Raw genomic sequence first — 16,037 nt, 5'->3', positions numbered from 1 at the left:
GGCGATGACATACTCTGATACTTTGGAAACGAGCAGTATATGCTAAAAAGAACATAAAAAAACGCTCATCCCAAGGCTTATTTGCCTAGGGACGAGCGTTTGCCCGCGGTTCCACCCTAGTTGATACACAAAAGGTGCATCCACTTTATCATGTATTGCTCAAGACTGCCGTTTCCTTGCGGCTTCAGGCTTTCACTATCCCTGAATCGCTTTTTATGCAAGTACTTATAAGTCCGTCATCGCTACTTATATTAATAATAATGAACATATTCTAACACGTTCTTTTTTAAATCTCAATAGAGGAACACGTCTATCTATGATAGAGTCTCGCCTATTTTTTCATTATTTATTCCGTAATTTTGCTTAATATGCTTAATTGCTTCACGCTTACTTAATGGAGCGAGCTCATTGTTTTGCACGTATTCCCAAACTACATCCGGATTTGTTTTTGCATATTCACGAAGGACCCAGCCAATCGCTTTTTGAATGAAAAATTCTTTTGAAGAATGTAGTTGTCCAATAATCCAGAAAAGAAGTTCTTCATCCATCTTTTGTTTATATTTTAGTTGGAATAAAATAGTGGCACGTTGTAACCATATGTTATCTGATGCAATCCATTTTGGAATATAGGCAGAAATTAATTCTGGATGTTTTAAAAAGATATCGCCTAAAAATGTAGGGACGATGCTATCGACAGAGTCCCACCAAGATTTTGTGACAATCAGTTCTTCTAAGAAGGGGATATGAGTTTCGTTTATATGCTTTTTATATTTTTGCATAATATCAAGTGCGGCCGCTTGGAATTCACGTTCTGTTAAGTCCCAAAGCTCACGTATGATAATTTGGAAGTCTTTTGGATCTGGGAGAGTATGTATTTGAATGATGTCTTTTAATAATTGACGTCTTTCCGGTGTTTGAATACCTAGAAAGGGGAAGTGATTTTTCATATAACGAGCCATAGGTTCTGCTTTTTCAGGATTTTGATGAGCTGTAAAATGCTCTTGTAATGCTTTTACAAATGGATGCATAGGTGTTGCTCCTCTCTTATTCTCTTTCTTTTCTTATTATACAAAGAGTTTGGATAAATTTTAAAACATAACTTGCAATGTAATGAAATATGTTGAAAGTAGAGAGGAGAGGATAAGATGGAGGATCAAGGCGTATTAGCAGGTTTCTTTGCTCTTAGTTTTGCGTTTATTCTTGTTATATTGATTTGGGCAATTATTTCATATTTGTTAACGGCTTTTGCACTTTATTCGATGGCGAAAAATGATGGTGCAACGGACGGGGTGCTTGCGTTTATTCCGTTTTTGAATAGTAAGACGTGGGGTGACTTAGCGAAAGATAAATTACCAGATTTTTTGAAAGAAGAAGCAGGGTGGAAAGTATTCGGCATATACGTTGCATGTTTTATTTTTAATTTCGTACCAATTATAAGTTTACTAGCAACAGCTGTATCGATTGTATTGTCCATTTACCTTATCTACGCTATTTTAGACAGATACGGAACGAACTCTATATTATTTACGATTATTCATGTAATCACATTTTCGGTATTCTTACCGATTCATTTATTTATTATTCGAAATGAACCGGTGAGATATAAAGAATAGATTTTTCGTTTTTGTTGATAAGTCGATATATTTTATATATAAGTAAAAAAGCGCCCTGATTATCAGAGCGCTTTTTCTACTACATAAGGTAGCGTAAATAAATATAAATGTGAGAAATGATTAATGAAACGATCATAATTGGGAAACCGACTTTTAGGAAGTCCATGTAACTAAATTTATGTCCTTCGCGGCTCGCGATACCTGCAACGATTACGTTAGCAGAAGCTCCGATTAACGTTCCGTTTCCGCCCAGACAAGCACCTAGTGCTAATGCCCACCATAATACATCGATTTGTGCGTCAGATGGTGATAAGCCTAGCCCAACTGCCATATCGTTAATAAGTGGAATCATTGTTGCAACGAATGGGATGTTATCAATTGTTGCAGAGGCGATACCAGATACCCATAAAATAAGGATGGATGCGTAAGAAATATCTCCGCCTGTTATACCGATTACTTTTTGAGCTAACATTTTGATAAGACCGATATCGATAAGTCCTCCAACAAGTACGAATAGCCCTGCGAAGAAGAAGATTGTTACCCACTCTACGCTTGCAAATACTTCCTCAATTTCATGCTCTTTCACACCAATTAACATAAGTACAGTAGCACCAGTTAAAGCGATGATAGCTGCATCAACGTGGAAAATCGAATGAGTCATGAAACCTACAATTGTAAGTCCAAGTACTGTTAAAGATTTTTTCATTAATACTGGATCTTTAATGTATTGTTTTTCATCTAGGCTCATTAATTTCTTAACTTGTACAGGATCGGCAATTAATTGTTTGCGATACATAAAGTAAAGTATTATCGCTGTAACTGCAATAATAATAATTACGATTGGTGCTAGATTCAATAGGAAAGCATTGAAGTCTAAATGCTTATTGGCAGAACCAATCATAATGTTAGGTGGATCACCAATTAATGTTGCTGTTCCTCCAATGTTTGAAAAAATAATTTCAGAAAGTAAATAAGGAACAGGATTTACTTGCAGTATGCGCGTAATAGATAAAGTAACTGGAACAACAAGAAGTACAGTTGTAACGTTATCTAAAAATGCGGAGCCAAGCGCGGTAAGTAAGGAAAGTGAAATTAAAATTTTAATTGGATTTCCTTGAGCTCCTTTTGCTGCTTTAATAGCAACGTATTGGAAAACACCTGATTTACTCGTAATGTTCACCAAAATCATCATACCGATAAGTAACGTAATCGTTCCCCATTCAATATGTTTCGTAAAGGCGTTGTGTAAATCGACGACTCCCACAATTACCATGAGTGCTGCACCAAGAAGTGCGATGACAGCACGATTAATTTTTTCAGAAATAATAATGGCATATGTAATTAAAAAGACTGCGATAGCAAAATAATACTGCCAGTTAGCGAGTTCTTGCGTTGTTTCGTGCAAAAATCTCATCTCCTTTCATTCACTTTTTCTTAGTGTGTCAAAAATGTTCTAGAAGAAACACACATAACGTCATTATAAAGTAGGAAAATGGCGGATGTAAATGAAAGGGGGGATTTTGTCATATTTTCTGCATAGGTCATTTTTTCTTATTTTTTAAAATATTTGTGGGCATTTGACATATATATAAGATACATCCAATCTGAATATTTAAAATGGAATTAGCATTCGAGCTTGTTCGTGTAGGAGTGTCAAATAGAAAGGAATGACAAAAATGATAAGGAAGGGATTGTATGGATGAACAACGATTTTTATTTTTAGACTTTGAGTTTACGATGCCCCAGCATAGAAAGAAACCGAAAGGATTTTTTCCGGAGATTATTGAGGTAGGACTCGTTTCAGTTGCTGGCTGTAAGGTAGAAGATACGTATTCATCACATGTCAGACCGAAAACATTTCCCTCTTTAACGGATCGATGCAAGAAGTTTTTAGGAATAAAACAAGAAGTCGTGGATAAAGGGATTTCATTTCCTGAACTCGTTAAGAAGCTTGCAGAATACGAAACGAAATGTAAACCGACAATTGTAACGTGGGGAAATATGGATATGAAAGTGCTGAAGCATAATTGTGAAATGGCAGGGATAGCTTTTCCATTCTTCGGGCAGTGTCGTGATTTATCGCTTGAGTATAAGAAGTTTTTTGGAGAAAGAAATCAAACAGGATTATGGAAAGCAATTGAGGCGTATGGAAAAGTAGGGACAGGGAAGCATCATTGTGCGCTTGACGATGCGATGACGACGTACAATATTTTTAAACTAGTAGAAAAAGATAAAGAGTATTTAGTAAAACCAGCACCTCCAACGTTAGGGGAACTCGTTGATTTTTCAAAAGTGTTAAAGAAAGTGAGCACACAGTAACGACCAAATTGCACAGTATGTAATTTGGTCGTTTTGTTTTTTTAAAGTTTGTAGTCCTTTTTTAACTGTTCTAATGTTTCTAGACTACGAACCGCAAAAGGTGAATCATCTTCAGAAAATGAATTCATTTGAGTTTCCAATGCTAATTTTAGTGACTCGGTATAATCCGGAATTTCTCCTTCATATTTCTTTACCATTTGCTCTGGAATGTTCGTTTGCTCACGATAAGCTAAAGCGCGTCTTTCGTGGAAAAATGGCACGTCAGCTTGTTTTACGTTATGTAAGTCACCTTGCACCGGATGTTTTAAAACAGCTAATACTTTTACGACATAACTACCAGGACGGCTATTTGTAATTTCGCCTATGTATTTTCCTGTTTTATAAATACCAGTAACGATTTCGCCAATTTCAAATGTTTCTCTCATATTTTTCACCTCAAGTTTATAGTAAGGAAAGTACGGGAAGGAGTCAAAGAAATCATTCGTTTTCAGAACGCCCCTTGAGAATATGGATAGGTTCCACTATAATTTAAAATGATATAACAGAAAATTCTGATGTTTTATAAATCCTATAATAAGGAGTGTTCTATATGATGCCTTTATATTTTCCGGAAGATAAAACAGAATATATTATTCCAGGGATTGTTTGCGTTCTATTTATTATCGGTGCTATTGCCACGTGGCGCATGTTTATTCGTGTATCAAAAAGAGAAGCAGAGCGATTACAGAAAGTTGAAGAAAAACTATTAGCTGAAAAGAAACAGTAACGCATTTTTGTATGTTTCCCTCTATGCTCGGACAATCTAAGGGCAGAATATATTTTGGAGGGAATAGAATGAAGAAACGGCTTTTTTTCAGTTGTTGTTTATTATTTCTGATGGCAGGTTGTGACCAAGGAAAGCCGAAAGAAATTGAAGTGAAATTACATAATGCTTCAGGAGATGAAGTAGGGACTGCGAAAGTAGTTCAACAAACAAGTGGAGTGAAGATTACGATTAAAGGGGAAGGTTTCACGCCAGGACCACACGGACTACATGTACATGAAATCGGAGAGTGTAAGGCACCTCGTTTTGAATCATCTGGGAATCATTTTAATCCCGATGATAAAAAACATGGTCTTCTTAATCCGAAGGGTGCAGAAAACGGTGATTTACCGAACGTAGTTGCAGACGGTTCTGGAAAGATTAAAGCGGAAATCGATGCACCCCACATTACACTTGAAGAAGGAAAAACGACGATTCATAGAAAAGATGGAGCGTCTATTATTATTACAGAAAATCCTGATGATGGTATGACACAGCCGACAGGTAAATCAGGGGATCGAATTGCTTGTGGCGTAATTGTAAAAAAAGCATCGGATATGAAGAAAAAATAAAAGCTACCGTGAATGGTAGCTTTCTTTGTGAAATGTAATTGAAAAGATATTGATAAAGGAGGTTGTCCAAAATAATTGGAGATAGCCTCCTTTCTTATTATGAAAACGTATGACGCAGTCTGTTCAAAATTTCTTCTAAAACAGATCGTGGACAGCCGATGTTAATTCGAATATGTTCTTCGCCACCTAACCCGTATTTCTCACCAGGTTCAACAATGATTTTTCCTTTTTCCTCAAGTAGTGCGGTACGCTCGTTTTGAGAAAGCTTTAGACGAGAACAATCAATCCATAATAAAAAGCTACCTTCAGGCTTCGTTACAGAAAGAGCAGATATGTGAGTTTTAATATATTCACAAGCAAATTGAGCATTATCTTCTATATATAATCGAATTTCGTTTAGCCAATCATTACATTCTGTATAGGCACTTCGCATCGCTGTATAAGCGAAGATATTTAACCCGTGGAAGCCTTGTCTATACTGGATAGCTGTAAAGGCGTGACGGAGTTTTTCGTTTGGAATGATAATAATCGACGCTTGTAATCCAGCGATATTAAATGTTTTACTTGGAGCCATACAAGTGATAGTGCGCGCTGCTAATTCTTCAGATAAGGAAGCGAACGGTGTATGTGTATGGTCTGCATAAATGATATCGGAATGAATTTCATCCGCGACAACGATTACGTTATATTTAGTACATAACGATCCGAGCTGCACAAGTTCCTCTTTCGTCCAAACGCGTCCGATGGGGTTATGAGGGCTACAAAGAAGCATGAGTTTGACGCCTTGCTGAAACTGCTTTTCTAAATGCTCGAAGTCTATCACATATGTATCATTTTGTTTCTGTAATGGACTCACACATAACTGCCTATTATTTGTTGTGACCATTTCGAAAAATGGAGGATAAATAGGTGGTTGTACGAGAACGGATTCGTTTTCTTTTGTAAAAGCTTGTATGCTCGTACTAAGAGCTGGAACGATCCCTGCACTAAAGACGATCCATTCTTTTTGAATGTCCCAGTCGTATTGTTGTTTTGTCCAGTTACAAATAATATCCCCAATATTTTCAGGGGGAAGTGTATAGCCAAAAATCGGATGTTCGATCCGTTGTTTTAAGGCAGTTTGAATTGGTTTTGGTACTTCAAAATCCATATCAGCAATCCAAGCATGGATAAGTTCTTCGTTTTTATATGTATCCCATTTTATACTATGCGTTCCACGTCGATTGATTGCTTTATGAAATAGTTGCATAAGTTTGCCCCCTTCTTCTGTAAAACCAATAAGTTACGAAAGTTCTCTCTCTTCTTATAGAATAGCTGATGTGATAGGATAAAGAAAAGTATTAAAAAGTGAAAAGGCGGGAAGCGAATGGGTACATATGAAAAGATGATAGAGGTTGTGAAGAATTGGGATCCGTTTCAAATGGGACCGGAGTTTTATGAAACAGAAGCGAGCGATGTTGTGAACGTCGCAAGTGTGTTTGATGATCCAAAATACATCGCAAAGAAGATTCAACACATATACTTTATGTCTTTTGAGGAAGTACCTGCGCTTGAAAAATGTGAGAAGTTAGCTGTGGAATTACTTGTAATAAAAGAAGGCGGAAGTTGTTCATTATAGGCTGTCGGAATTTCCGACAGCCTTTTTTATATTATCCCGCTATTTGCTTGGTAGTAAGACCCCACCTCAAAATTCAGCGGAAGCAAAGAAGTTAGGTCGGGACTAATTAAATTTTCACTTTATTGCGCGGAAAAAGCGATAATTTCTTCATAAACATGTTTAGGCTTTTCTTCAGGTAGTAAATGTCCTGTATTTTCGTAAGAAATAAATTTTGAATTCGGTAAATCTTTGTGTAGACGATGACCTACATGTACAGGGACGACGCGGTCTTTTTCACCCCAAATGAGCAAGATAGGTGTTTCGATTTTTTGTAATTCAGTTGAAGATAAGTCACCTTCACGGTCTCGTATCATGCGAGTTAAAGCGGGAAATATACGGTCGTCATAAAAAGGAGCGGAGTAACCTTTTTTCATTTCATCGTCAATTAATGAGTGATCATGAACGACATTCATTAAGTTATGAACGATGCCGCGCCTAATAATCCAGTTCTTTACGTATAAATGAAAGAACGGTAAATAAGAAGAGTATAGTAAAGGTAAGGTTGCACGTGCTAAATAGCTAGAGCTGCATAGTAAAATCGTCTTTGAAATGAGTTCAGGACGTATACGGTTTACATAGAGAGAAATTTGCCCACCCATAGAATGTCCAACTAATACAATGTTTGAGAGAGATAAATGTTCAATTAAATCAATAATAATCGTTGCTAAATTATGATAAGAATACTTAAACAGATGAGACTTATCACTTTTTCCGAACGGTGGTAAATCAAGAGCAATGACTGTTCCTTCCTTCGATAGTAAAGGAATGAGGCGGCGGTAACTGAATGAGGAAGATAAAAAGCCGTGAACGAGTACGAAAGTAGGACGTTCTGTTTTATTATCATGTTCATACAATTCGTAATGAACAGTAGTGCCGCGAGTGGAAAAAGTGAAATAAGGACAAGTATATTCATGATTCATTTTTTGTCACTCCATTGATTTTTGTTCATATCATCTCCAAGGAAGAAGAAAATATGTTAACAAAAAAAGGCAAGATGACGATGTCATCTTGCCTTTCACTTATTCGGTATTACCCGCGCACAATATTAGGCGGTGTTTTTCCTTGTAATCCTGCAACTAAATTTTCAGCGGCGGTCATAGCCATTTGCTGACGAGTTTTTAATGTTGCAGATCCGATGTGTGGTAAAGTCACAACATTTTGTAATGATAAGAGTGGATTATCTTTTTGAATCGGCTCTTGTGTAAATGTATCGATACCTGCTGCAAAGATTTTCTTTTCTGTTAAAGCATGGATTAACGCTTCTTCATCTACTGTTTTGCCGCGAGAAGCATTAATGAAGATTGCTGTGTCTTTCATTAATGAAAATTCCTTTTCTCCGATAAGGTGATATGTTTCATCTGTTAATGGAGTAAGAAGAACAATAAAGTCAGACTGCTTCAGTAGCGTCTGTAAATCACAATATGTAGCATCGAATTTTTGTTCAGCTTCTTCTTTACGACGGCGGTTATAGTAAAGAACATTCATATCAAATCCGAATTTTGCTCGTTTTGCAACGGCTTCTCCAATTCGGCCCATACCGATAATACCAATTGTGCTATGGTGTACATCTAGTCCGAAGTGTTCTTTTCCGATTTCAGCGTTCCATTCACCATTTTTCACGTAAGAATCGAGTTCGCAAACGCGGCGCCCAGCTGATAGCATAAGGGCGAAAACGAGATCAGCTACTGTATCATCTAATACGTATGGTGTATTCGTTCCGATAACATTTCGGTTTTTCATCGCTTGTAAATCAAAATTATCGTAACCGACAGAAATGTTGCTCACTACTTTTAAGTTAGGAGCTACTGTCAGTAATTCTTCATTAATAGCAGATCCGAAATTTAATAACCCATCTTTATCTTGTATTTTCTCTAATAGAATATCACGAGGTACTTTCTCATTTTGATCCCATTTTTCATAATCACAGTGTTTTGATAAATAGTTTTCTACAAATGTTGGAACTGGTTCAGCAATATAAACTTTTGGTTTCACGGTTCCATCCCCTTTCGCTTTATCCCACATTTTTCCGCTGATTAAAGTTTCACTTTATTTTGACATAATTCAATAGAAAAATCTTCTTTTCAAACTGGAAAGGGTATTTGTATAATTTAGACACAAACGAAAAGGAAGGATGATTTATATGGTGACAGAAAAAGAATTAGAATTATTAGCTTGTCTTGAAAAGAGTAGTCGATTATCTGTAGATACATTAGCGAAGCTGTTAAATATAGAAGTAGAAGAAGTAAAGAAGATGGTTGCAAGATTAGAAAATGAAAAGATTATTGTGGATTATGTAACACATATTGATTGGACGAAAGTGAAAGAGCATACAGGTTTAACGGCAATGATCGATGTGAAAGTTACGCCAAAGCACGGCGTTGGGTTTGATGCGGTTGCTGAACAAATTTATCGTTATTCAGAAGTGAAATCCGTTTATTTAATGTCAGGAACATATGATCTTTCTATTACATTAGAAGGGAAAACGATGGGGGAAGTAGCGATGTTTGTTTCTGAGAAATTAGCAACAATTGAATCTGTCGTTTCTACAACTACTCATTTCATTTTGAAGAAGTATAAACATGAGGGCGTTATTTATGAAAAAGACGATGATGATAAGCGAATTGTGGTGACACCATGAAGCAATTTGAACTATCTAGATCAGCAGAATCTTTAAAACCATCTGGTATTCGAAAATTTTTTGATTTAGCAGCAAATATGAAAGGTGTTATTTCCCTCGGGGTAGGAGAGCCGGATTTTGTTACACCTTGGAATGTAAGGCAAGCATGTATTCGTTCTTTGGAACAAGGGTATACGTCATATACAGCAAATGCAGGATTATTGGAGCTCCGTCAAGAAATAGCAAAGTATCTAAAAAAACAATTTGCAGTATCTTATGATCCAAGTGATGAAATCATTGTTACAGTTGGAGCGAGCCAGGCGTTAGATGTAGCGATGCGCGCCATTATAAATCCTGATGATGAAGTGCTCATTATTGAACCAAGCTTCGTTTCTTATGCACCACTTGTGACATTAGCTGGAGGAGTTCCGGTTCCTGTGACGACTACGTTAGAAAACGAGTTTAAAGTACAACCAGAACAAATTGAAGCAGCTATTACAGCGAAAACAAAGGCAATTTTACTTTGTTCACCAAATAACCCGACAGGTGCAATGCTAAATAAATCCGAGCTTGAAGAAATAGCAGTGATTGTTGAGAAGTACAATCTAATTGTATTATCTGATGAAATTTATGCAGAGCTTGTATACGACGAAGTATATACGAGTTTCGCGAGTATTAAAAATATGCGTGAGCATACGATTTTAATTTCAGGATTTTCAAAAGGATTTGCGATGACAGGATGGCGCCTCGGTATGATTGCAGCTCCTGTTCAATTTTCAGAATTAATGCTCAAAATCCATCAGTATTCAATGATGTGTGCACCGACGATGTCTCAGTTTGCAGCACTTGAGGCGTTACGCGCAGGGAACGATGAAGTAATTCGAATGAGAGATAGTTATAAGAAGCGTCGTAACTTCATGACGACATCTTTCAATGAAATGGGCTTAACGTGTCATGTGCCAGGCGGAGCATTTTATGTTTTCCCTTCTATATCTTCAACAGGATTATCTTCAGCGGAATTTGCAGAACAGTTATTGCTGGAAGAAAAAGTGGCCGTTGTCCCTGGTAGCGTATTTGGCGAAAGTGGTGAAGGTTTTATTCGTTGTTCTTATGCGACGTCGCTTGAACAACTTATGGAAGCAATGAAGAGAATGGAGCGGTTTGTCGAAAATAAAAAAAGGACAAAACGTAATACGTTTTGTCCATAAAAGGGGGGGAATACTAGAAAGCCATGTGTTAGTAGTCTATCCCAATATTGGAGAATTATACTTCTTTAAGGGAAATTTTTCATGAATTTTGAATGAGTTCTGTCATAGTGGTATAATTTACTAATATAAGGTATACGCATTCTAGATAACGTTATCTAGAATGCGTACTAACCAATCGGATATTTAAAATAAATATATCTGCTTTGCTCTCTATAATTGTAGAGAGAATGGTAAACGTATGGGAGTGTTTCATATGTCAGAACAATATACAACAGGAGTGGTTGTAACAGGGAAAGTGACTGGAATTCAAGATTACGGTGCGTTTGTAGCGTTAGATGCAGAAACACAAGGACTTGTGCATATATCTGAAATTACAAATGGATATGTAAAGGATATTCATGACTTTTTAAAAGTCGGCGATACAGTAGAAGTAAAGGTACTTTCAATTGATGAAGAGCACAGAAAAATGAGTTTATCGTTAAAAGCGGCGAAAAGAAAGCAAGGAAGGATTCTTATACCGAACCCATCTGAAAACGGATTTAATACGCTGCGAGAAAAGTTGGCAGAATGGATTGAAGAGTCCGAGTTAACAAAGTAAAAGAGGAACGCATATGAGCGTTCCTCTTTTACTTTATCTTATGATATATATTTGCAAATATGATTGCATGCAATCATATTCGTATGTCGGAGGTGAAAGGACATACTGATTATCGAATTTCGTTTGTTTCTGGGTGCGTACCAAGATTTTCAGATGGTTTAAACAGTAAACCAAGGTTGATAAGCCCAGATATACCAACGATGCCGTAAATAATACGTGCAAGAGCTGAATTTTGTCCACCGAAAATGGCTGCTACTAAGTCAAACTGGAAAAACCCGATTAGTCCCCAGTTCACAGCGCCAATTACAGTAAAGACTAATGCGATACGTTGCAGAGTACTCATGAAAAAGCCCCCCTTTTAATTGTGAAGCATGAGCAAGCGATGAGTTAATTAACTCTTTTATAGAATGGGGTAGTTATGTTGTTTTTATACATAAAAAATGTTCGAAAGACGATGTATATACATCTATACCGAAAAATACGAATTTTTATGCAAAAAATGAACTTTTTCTAAAAAATATATATTGGTTACGTTTACAATGTTTGAATCGCTTGATTTACAACTTCAGTTTCGCTAAAGTGAATACAGAAATACATATCCATAATTGGAGGGAAAAAGATGAGTACACATGTAACGTTCGACTATTCTAAAGCGTTATCCTTCATCGGTGAACATGAAATCACTTATTTACGTGATGCAGTGAAAGTAACACATCACGCAATCCACGAAAAAACTGGAGCTGGGAACGATTTCCTTGGGTGGGTAGATCTTCCGCTTCAATATGACAAAGAAGAATTCGCTCGCATTCAAAAATGCGCAGAAAAAATTAAAAATGACTCTGACATTTTACTTGTTGTAGGTATTGGTGGTTCTTACTTAGGAGCACGCGCAGCAATCGAAATGTTAAACCATTCTTTCTACAACACGCTTTCTAAAGAACAACGTAAAACTCCACAAGTGCTATTTGTTGGACAAAACATTAGCTCCACTTACATGAAAGATTTAATGGACGTATTAGAAGGTAAAGACTTCTCTATTAACGTTATTTCCAAATCAGGTACAACAACAGAGCCAGCACTAGCATTCCGTATTTTCCGTAAGTTATTAGAAGAAAAGTATGGAAAAGAAGAAGCTCGCAAACGTATTTATGCAACTACAGATAAAGCACGTGGTGCATTAAAAACATTAGCTGATAACGAAGGTTACGAAACATTTGTTATTCCGGATGATGTTGGAGGTCGTTTCTCTGTATTAACGCCAGTTGGTTTATTACCAATCGCAGTAAGTGGCTTAAATATTGAAGAGATGATGAAAGGTGCAGCTGCTGGTCATGATGACTTCGGAACATCAGAACTAGAAGAAAACCCAGCTTACCAATACGCAGTCGTTCGTAATGCTTTATACAATAAAGGAAAAACAATTGAAATGCTTGTTAACTATGAGCCAGCACTTCAATACTTCGCTGAGTGGTGGAAACAGTTATTTGGTGAAAGTGAAGGGAAAGATCAAAAAGGTATTTTCCCATCTTCAGCAAACTTCTCAACTGACTTACACTCATTAGGTCAATACGTTCAAGAAGGTCGTCGTGACTTATTTGAAACAGTTCTTAAAGTAGGTAAATCTACACATGAACTAACAATCGAATCCGAAGAAAACGATTTAGACGGATTAAACTACCTTGCTGGTGAAACTGTAGACTTCGTAAACACAAAAGCATACGAAGGTACATTACTTGCACATAGCGACGGGGGAGTACCAAACTTAATCGTCAATATTCCTGAATTAAATGAGTACACATTTGGTTACCTTGTATACTTCTTCGAAAAAGCATGTGCGATGAGCGGCTACTTATTAGGCGTAAATCCATTTGACCAACCTGGAGTAGAAGCATACAAGAAAAACATGTTTGCTTTACTTGGTAAACCAGGATTTGAAGAATTAAAAGCAGAATTAGAAGAGCGTTTAAAATAATAAAAAGCGGCCGTAATCCGGCCGCTTTTTATTATTTCATCGAAAAGTCCATTAGTATATTCAAACTAGAGTGGGTATGCTAAAGAAAAAGTCTAGGAGGGATGGGCTTGATTCCGATTCAATCAAATTTAGAGGGACGTACATATGCGTTATATAAGTTAGAAGAAATAATGAAGCCACTTGGGTATAGCATTGGCGGCAATTGGGATTATGAGAAAGGATGCTTTGATTATAAAATTGATGAAGAAGATGGCTATCAATTTTTACGAGTACCATTTACAGCGGTTGATGGAGAACTAGATGTACCTGGTGTAGTAGTTCGTCTTGGAACGCCGTATATTCTTTCGCACGTATATCAAGACGAACTAGATGATCATGTTAATACTTTAACAGCCGGAACGAGTGGAATGGATCAATTTGCTGAGCCGAAAGATCCAGATGGAGATGTAAAAAGAAAGTATATCGATATTGGGAAAGTACTCATGCAAGAACTAGAAAAACATTTTACTAATGGTGAATAACAATGAGTATGTCGCTTTGAATGAGAACAAAGGAATGAACTGGATTAATCATATATTGTTCGTCGCGCTTTATACCTAGTAAGAGAATGTTTTGCTTTAAAAGAGTATAGCTACAATTTGCAAACGTTTGTCCGGTGCAGGAAGATGGAAGTTCCATCAGTTGTAATTTATTATCAGAGATTTCATTGTAAAGTGAAAATAGTACACCTGAAATGGAAGGGAATAAAAGAGAAGCGGTAAATACATAGCTCGTTAATTTATTTCCTTCTATAATTTCTGATGCGCCAGCTCTCGTTGCATTTTGTATTTGTTCAGAAGTAAGAAGTTCAGCGATGCAGTGAATGTTTGGGTTGAGCCCTTTTGCGGTTAAAATATTTAAAATGGACTGTGTATCAGCTAAGCTTTCGTTTTTTTCTTTATCAGCAGTTATTAATATAGTGTGAGCGGTTGTAATATTAGCTTTTAATAATGTTTGATCGTGATGGGGGCATCCTTTTATAAATTCTAAATGATGAAATGGTTTTGGCAGTAAAGAAAGTGTTTCATCAATTAAAACGATATCCAGGTTAGGTTGTAAGATGTGCATTTGTTTTACAACATGTTTTGCCCGTTCGTTCCAGCCGACAATAATCATATGACTGTTAGAAGTCGCGGCTTCTTCTCCTTTAACTTTCATATATTGTTTATTAATCATATCAGTGGCGAATAGCACCATATAATAAGAACAAAAACCAGTTCCAAATAAAATAATACCCATACCGATAAGTTTGCCGATTAGTGTATGCGGGGCAAAGTCACCATAGCCAACAGTGAAAATTGTAACGATTGACCACCAAATTCCATCAAACCATGTGGTAAAGTGAGATGGTTCTAATCTATGTATAAGAAAGCCGGAAAAAGCGGTAAGTATAATAATAAAACAAATTAAACGAAAAATAATGGAATCACGAAATGTATCTACTAATTTTGGACGGGATTTCAATTGCCAATTCCTCCTTATTTTGCAGGACTACATTCATTGTTGCCATTATAGAAAAAAGAAAAACTCTCTAATTTATAAAGAGAGTTTGTTTTACGTTACATACTTTCCACTTCAGTTTGTTGAACACTTTCAAGATGCTGGAGAGCATAGTAAACATCGGCAGTATGTCTTTTTTGATCGATACATAATTTAAGATGTAAATAATGAGAACCATTTTCTAACGTTTTAAGCTTCATATTCTTCACTTTTATATCCATTTCTTTTATTTCTTCAATTACAACTGGGATATTGTCCATATTTCGCACAACAAGTTTTACTACGATATCACGTTGACGAAATGATCTAGGTCCTACGAATTTCATTGTTAACGGTATAAGTTCAACACTAATCATAAGGAAACACATCCCGAAAATTGCTTCGATATAGAATCCAGCTCCAACAGCAATACCAATACCAGATGCGCCCCAGATCATAGCAGCAGTCGTTAGTCCTGCAATACTATCGTTTCCTCTTCTTAAAATAACACCGGCACCTAAAAAACCGATTCCTGATACAATTTGGGCGGCAAGTCGAAGTGGATCCATATTCATATGATCGGTATGTGGTAAATTGTAAGCTGCTTTAATAGAAACAATCGTCAGGAGGCAACTGATAATAGAAATAACTAAACACGTTTTTAAACCAAGTGGTTTACGTTTTAATTCGCGCTCTAAACCGATGGCGAACCCTAAAATAGCCGAAAGACCTAGTTTGATTAATAAATCGGTATAGTCCATATATATTCCTCCTTGTATGATATCGTATATAAATAAAACGTTTATTATAGAAAGAAACGTTTTTGGGTAGAGTGACTTTATATAGAATATATGTAGGAATCTCTTAGAAATGAAAGAGATATTTCGTTTAAGTATATGATAATAAAAAAGGAATGTAGTTAATTTAAAAAAAGTTTATAAAAGGTGTTGCATTTCATTTTACTGCATGATATATTAATAACCGTCGCTGATGCGGAAACGCAGAAAACGACAAAAAAGAAATTGAAAAACTTAGTTGACATCGAAAAACGAAGATGTTAACATAAGGAAGTCGCAAATGAGCGACCAAGTAGTTCTTTGAAAACTGAACGAAACAAACAACGTGAAACGTCAATTTTTATTTTAGATGCTAGACAAACTA

Annotated in this window: 19 protein-coding genes; 10 read left to right on the top strand and 9 right to left on the bottom strand. The window is 36.4% G+C overall.

What is annotated here, in order from left to right; translation table 11 throughout:
* Window positions 1–314: 314 nt before the first annotated feature.
* Complete coding sequence (locus MR143_RS29710) at window positions 315–1,028, bottom strand: DNA alkylation repair protein (protein WP_000553307.1); 714 nt, start codon at window positions 1,026–1,028, stop codon at window positions 315–317.
* Window positions 1,029–1,145: 117 nt separating this feature from the next.
* Between MR143_RS29710 and MR143_RS29705 the strand changes: the two genes are divergently transcribed.
* Window positions 1,146–1,613: a hypothetical protein gene (locus MR143_RS29705; RefSeq protein ID WP_000390061.1), complete on the top strand. Its 468-nt coding sequence runs from the start codon at window positions 1,146–1,148 to the stop codon at window positions 1,611–1,613.
* A 79-nt stretch (window positions 1,614–1,692) separates the two neighbouring features.
* Here MR143_RS29705 and MR143_RS29700 read toward each other — a convergent pair whose 3' ends face one another.
* Window positions 1,693–3,018: an ArsB/NhaD family transporter gene (locus tag MR143_RS29700; RefSeq protein ID WP_000545232.1), complete on the bottom strand. Its 1,326-nt coding sequence runs from the start codon at window positions 3,016–3,018 to the stop codon at window positions 1,693–1,695.
* 290 nt (window positions 3,019–3,308) lie between these two features.
* Between MR143_RS29700 and kapD the strand changes: the two genes are divergently transcribed.
* A complete protein-coding gene (gene kapD / locus MR143_RS29695; protein WP_000344356.1) occupies window positions 3,309–3,932 on the top strand; it encodes a 3'-5' exonuclease KapD in 624 nt (207 codons plus the stop codon).
* A gap of 41 nt (window positions 3,933–3,973) precedes the next feature.
* Here kapD and kapB read toward each other — a convergent pair whose 3' ends face one another.
* Entirely contained in the window at window positions 3,974–4,357 is a 384-nt protein-coding gene (kapB, locus tag MR143_RS29690) for a kinase-associated lipoprotein KapB (RefSeq protein WP_001209329.1), read from the bottom strand.
* A 164-nt stretch (window positions 4,358–4,521) separates the two neighbouring features.
* On the opposite strand from kapB, the gene MR143_RS29685 reads away from it, so the two are divergent.
* The gene (locus MR143_RS29685) at window positions 4,522–4,698 is read left to right on the top strand and encodes a hypothetical protein (protein ID WP_000982757.1); all 177 of its coding nucleotides are present in this window, start codon (window positions 4,522–4,524) and stop codon (window positions 4,696–4,698) included.
* A gap of 68 nt (window positions 4,699–4,766) precedes the next feature.
* Complete coding sequence (gene sodC, locus MR143_RS29680) at window positions 4,767–5,306, top strand: superoxide dismutase [Cu-Zn] (RefSeq protein WP_000746520.1); 540 nt, start codon at window positions 4,767–4,769, stop codon at window positions 5,304–5,306.
* Window positions 5,307–5,403: 97 nt separating this feature from the next.
* On the opposite strand, the gene MR143_RS29675 is transcribed toward sodC, so the two are convergent.
* Window positions 5,404–6,555, bottom strand: coding sequence for a MalY/PatB family protein (locus MR143_RS29675; RefSeq protein ID WP_001175810.1), 1,152 nt, complete (start codon window positions 6,553–6,555; stop codon window positions 5,404–5,406).
* Between the two features lie 117 nt (window positions 6,556–6,672).
* Here MR143_RS29675 and MR143_RS29670 point away from each other — a divergent pair, with 117 nt between their 5' ends.
* Window positions 6,673–6,924, top strand: a complete 252-nt coding sequence (locus MR143_RS29670) for a YugE family protein (RefSeq protein WP_000537632.1) — start codon at window positions 6,673–6,675, stop codon at window positions 6,922–6,924.
* A gap of 119 nt (window positions 6,925–7,043) precedes the next feature.
* Here the strand turns inward: MR143_RS29670 and MR143_RS29665 are convergent, their stop codons facing one another.
* Together MR143_RS29665 and MR143_RS29660 are read right to left on the bottom strand one after the other, a co-directional pair.
* On the bottom strand, window positions 7,044–7,883 hold the full coding sequence (locus MR143_RS29665) for an alpha/beta fold hydrolase (RefSeq protein ID WP_001015217.1): 840 nt from the start codon (window positions 7,881–7,883) through the stop codon (window positions 7,044–7,046).
* Window positions 7,884–7,992: 109 nt separating this feature from the next.
* Window positions 7,993–8,985 (bottom strand): 2-hydroxyacid dehydrogenase, encoded by a 993-nt coding sequence (locus MR143_RS29660; protein WP_002164218.1) that lies wholly within the window; start codon window positions 8,983–8,985, stop codon window positions 7,993–7,995.
* Between the two features lie 118 nt (window positions 8,986–9,103).
* Between MR143_RS29660 and MR143_RS29655 the strand changes: the two genes are divergently transcribed.
* The 3 genes from MR143_RS29655 (at window position 9,104) to yugI (ending at window position 11,386) form a co-directional block, all read left to right on the top strand.
* Window positions 9,104–9,601: an Lrp/AsnC family transcriptional regulator gene (locus MR143_RS29655; protein ID WP_000255696.1), complete on the top strand. Its 498-nt coding sequence runs from the start codon at window positions 9,104–9,106 to the stop codon at window positions 9,599–9,601.
* Complete coding sequence (locus MR143_RS29650; RefSeq protein WP_000808532.1) at window positions 9,598–10,788, top strand: aminotransferase; 1,191 nt, start codon at window positions 9,598–9,600, stop codon at window positions 10,786–10,788. Before MR143_RS29655 ends, MR143_RS29650 begins: the two co-directional genes overlap by 4 nt.
* Before the next feature lie 253 nt (window positions 10,789–11,041).
* Window positions 11,042–11,386 (top strand): S1 domain-containing post-transcriptional regulator GSP13, encoded by a 345-nt coding sequence (gene yugI, locus MR143_RS29645; protein ID WP_000003764.1) that lies wholly within the window; start codon window positions 11,042–11,044, stop codon window positions 11,384–11,386.
* Window positions 11,387–11,495: 109 nt separating this feature from the next.
* On the opposite strand, the gene MR143_RS29640 is transcribed toward yugI, so the two are convergent.
* Complete coding sequence (locus MR143_RS29640) at window positions 11,496–11,729, bottom strand: DUF378 domain-containing protein (protein ID WP_000105788.1); 234 nt, start codon at window positions 11,727–11,729, stop codon at window positions 11,496–11,498.
* 276 nt (window positions 11,730–12,005) lie between these two features.
* On the opposite strand from MR143_RS29640, the gene MR143_RS29635 reads away from it, so the two are divergent.
* Both MR143_RS29635 and MR143_RS29630 read left to right on the top strand, forming a co-directional pair.
* Entirely contained in the window at window positions 12,006–13,358 is a 1,353-nt protein-coding gene (locus MR143_RS29635; protein WP_000103654.1) for a glucose-6-phosphate isomerase, read from the top strand.
* Window positions 13,359–13,465: 107 nt separating this feature from the next.
* On the top strand, window positions 13,466–13,879 hold the full coding sequence (locus tag MR143_RS29630) for a YugN-like family protein (protein ID WP_000612342.1): 414 nt from the start codon (window positions 13,466–13,468) through the stop codon (window positions 13,877–13,879).
* Here MR143_RS29630 and MR143_RS29625 read toward each other — a convergent pair.
* A complete protein-coding gene (locus MR143_RS29625; protein ID WP_000842314.1) occupies window positions 13,866–14,861 on the bottom strand; it encodes a potassium channel family protein in 996 nt (331 codons plus the stop codon). The two genes, MR143_RS29630 and MR143_RS29625, sit on opposite strands and share 14 nt — an antisense overlap.
* Window positions 14,862–14,956: 95 nt before the next feature.
* A complete protein-coding gene (locus MR143_RS29620) occupies window positions 14,957–15,637 on the bottom strand; it encodes an MgtC/SapB family protein (protein WP_000386685.1) in 681 nt (226 codons plus the stop codon).
* Window positions 15,638–16,037: the final 400 nt, after the last annotated feature.

It is taken from the genome of Bacillus cereus group sp. BfR-BA-01347, assembly GCF_022663835.1.
GTDB classification, from domain to species: Bacteria; Bacillota; Bacilli; order Bacillales; family Bacillaceae_G; genus Bacillus_A; species Bacillus_A thuringiensis_K.
The sequence above is the reverse complement of the archived record's forward strand: the minus strand, read 5'-3'. Positions and strand labels throughout refer to the sequence as shown.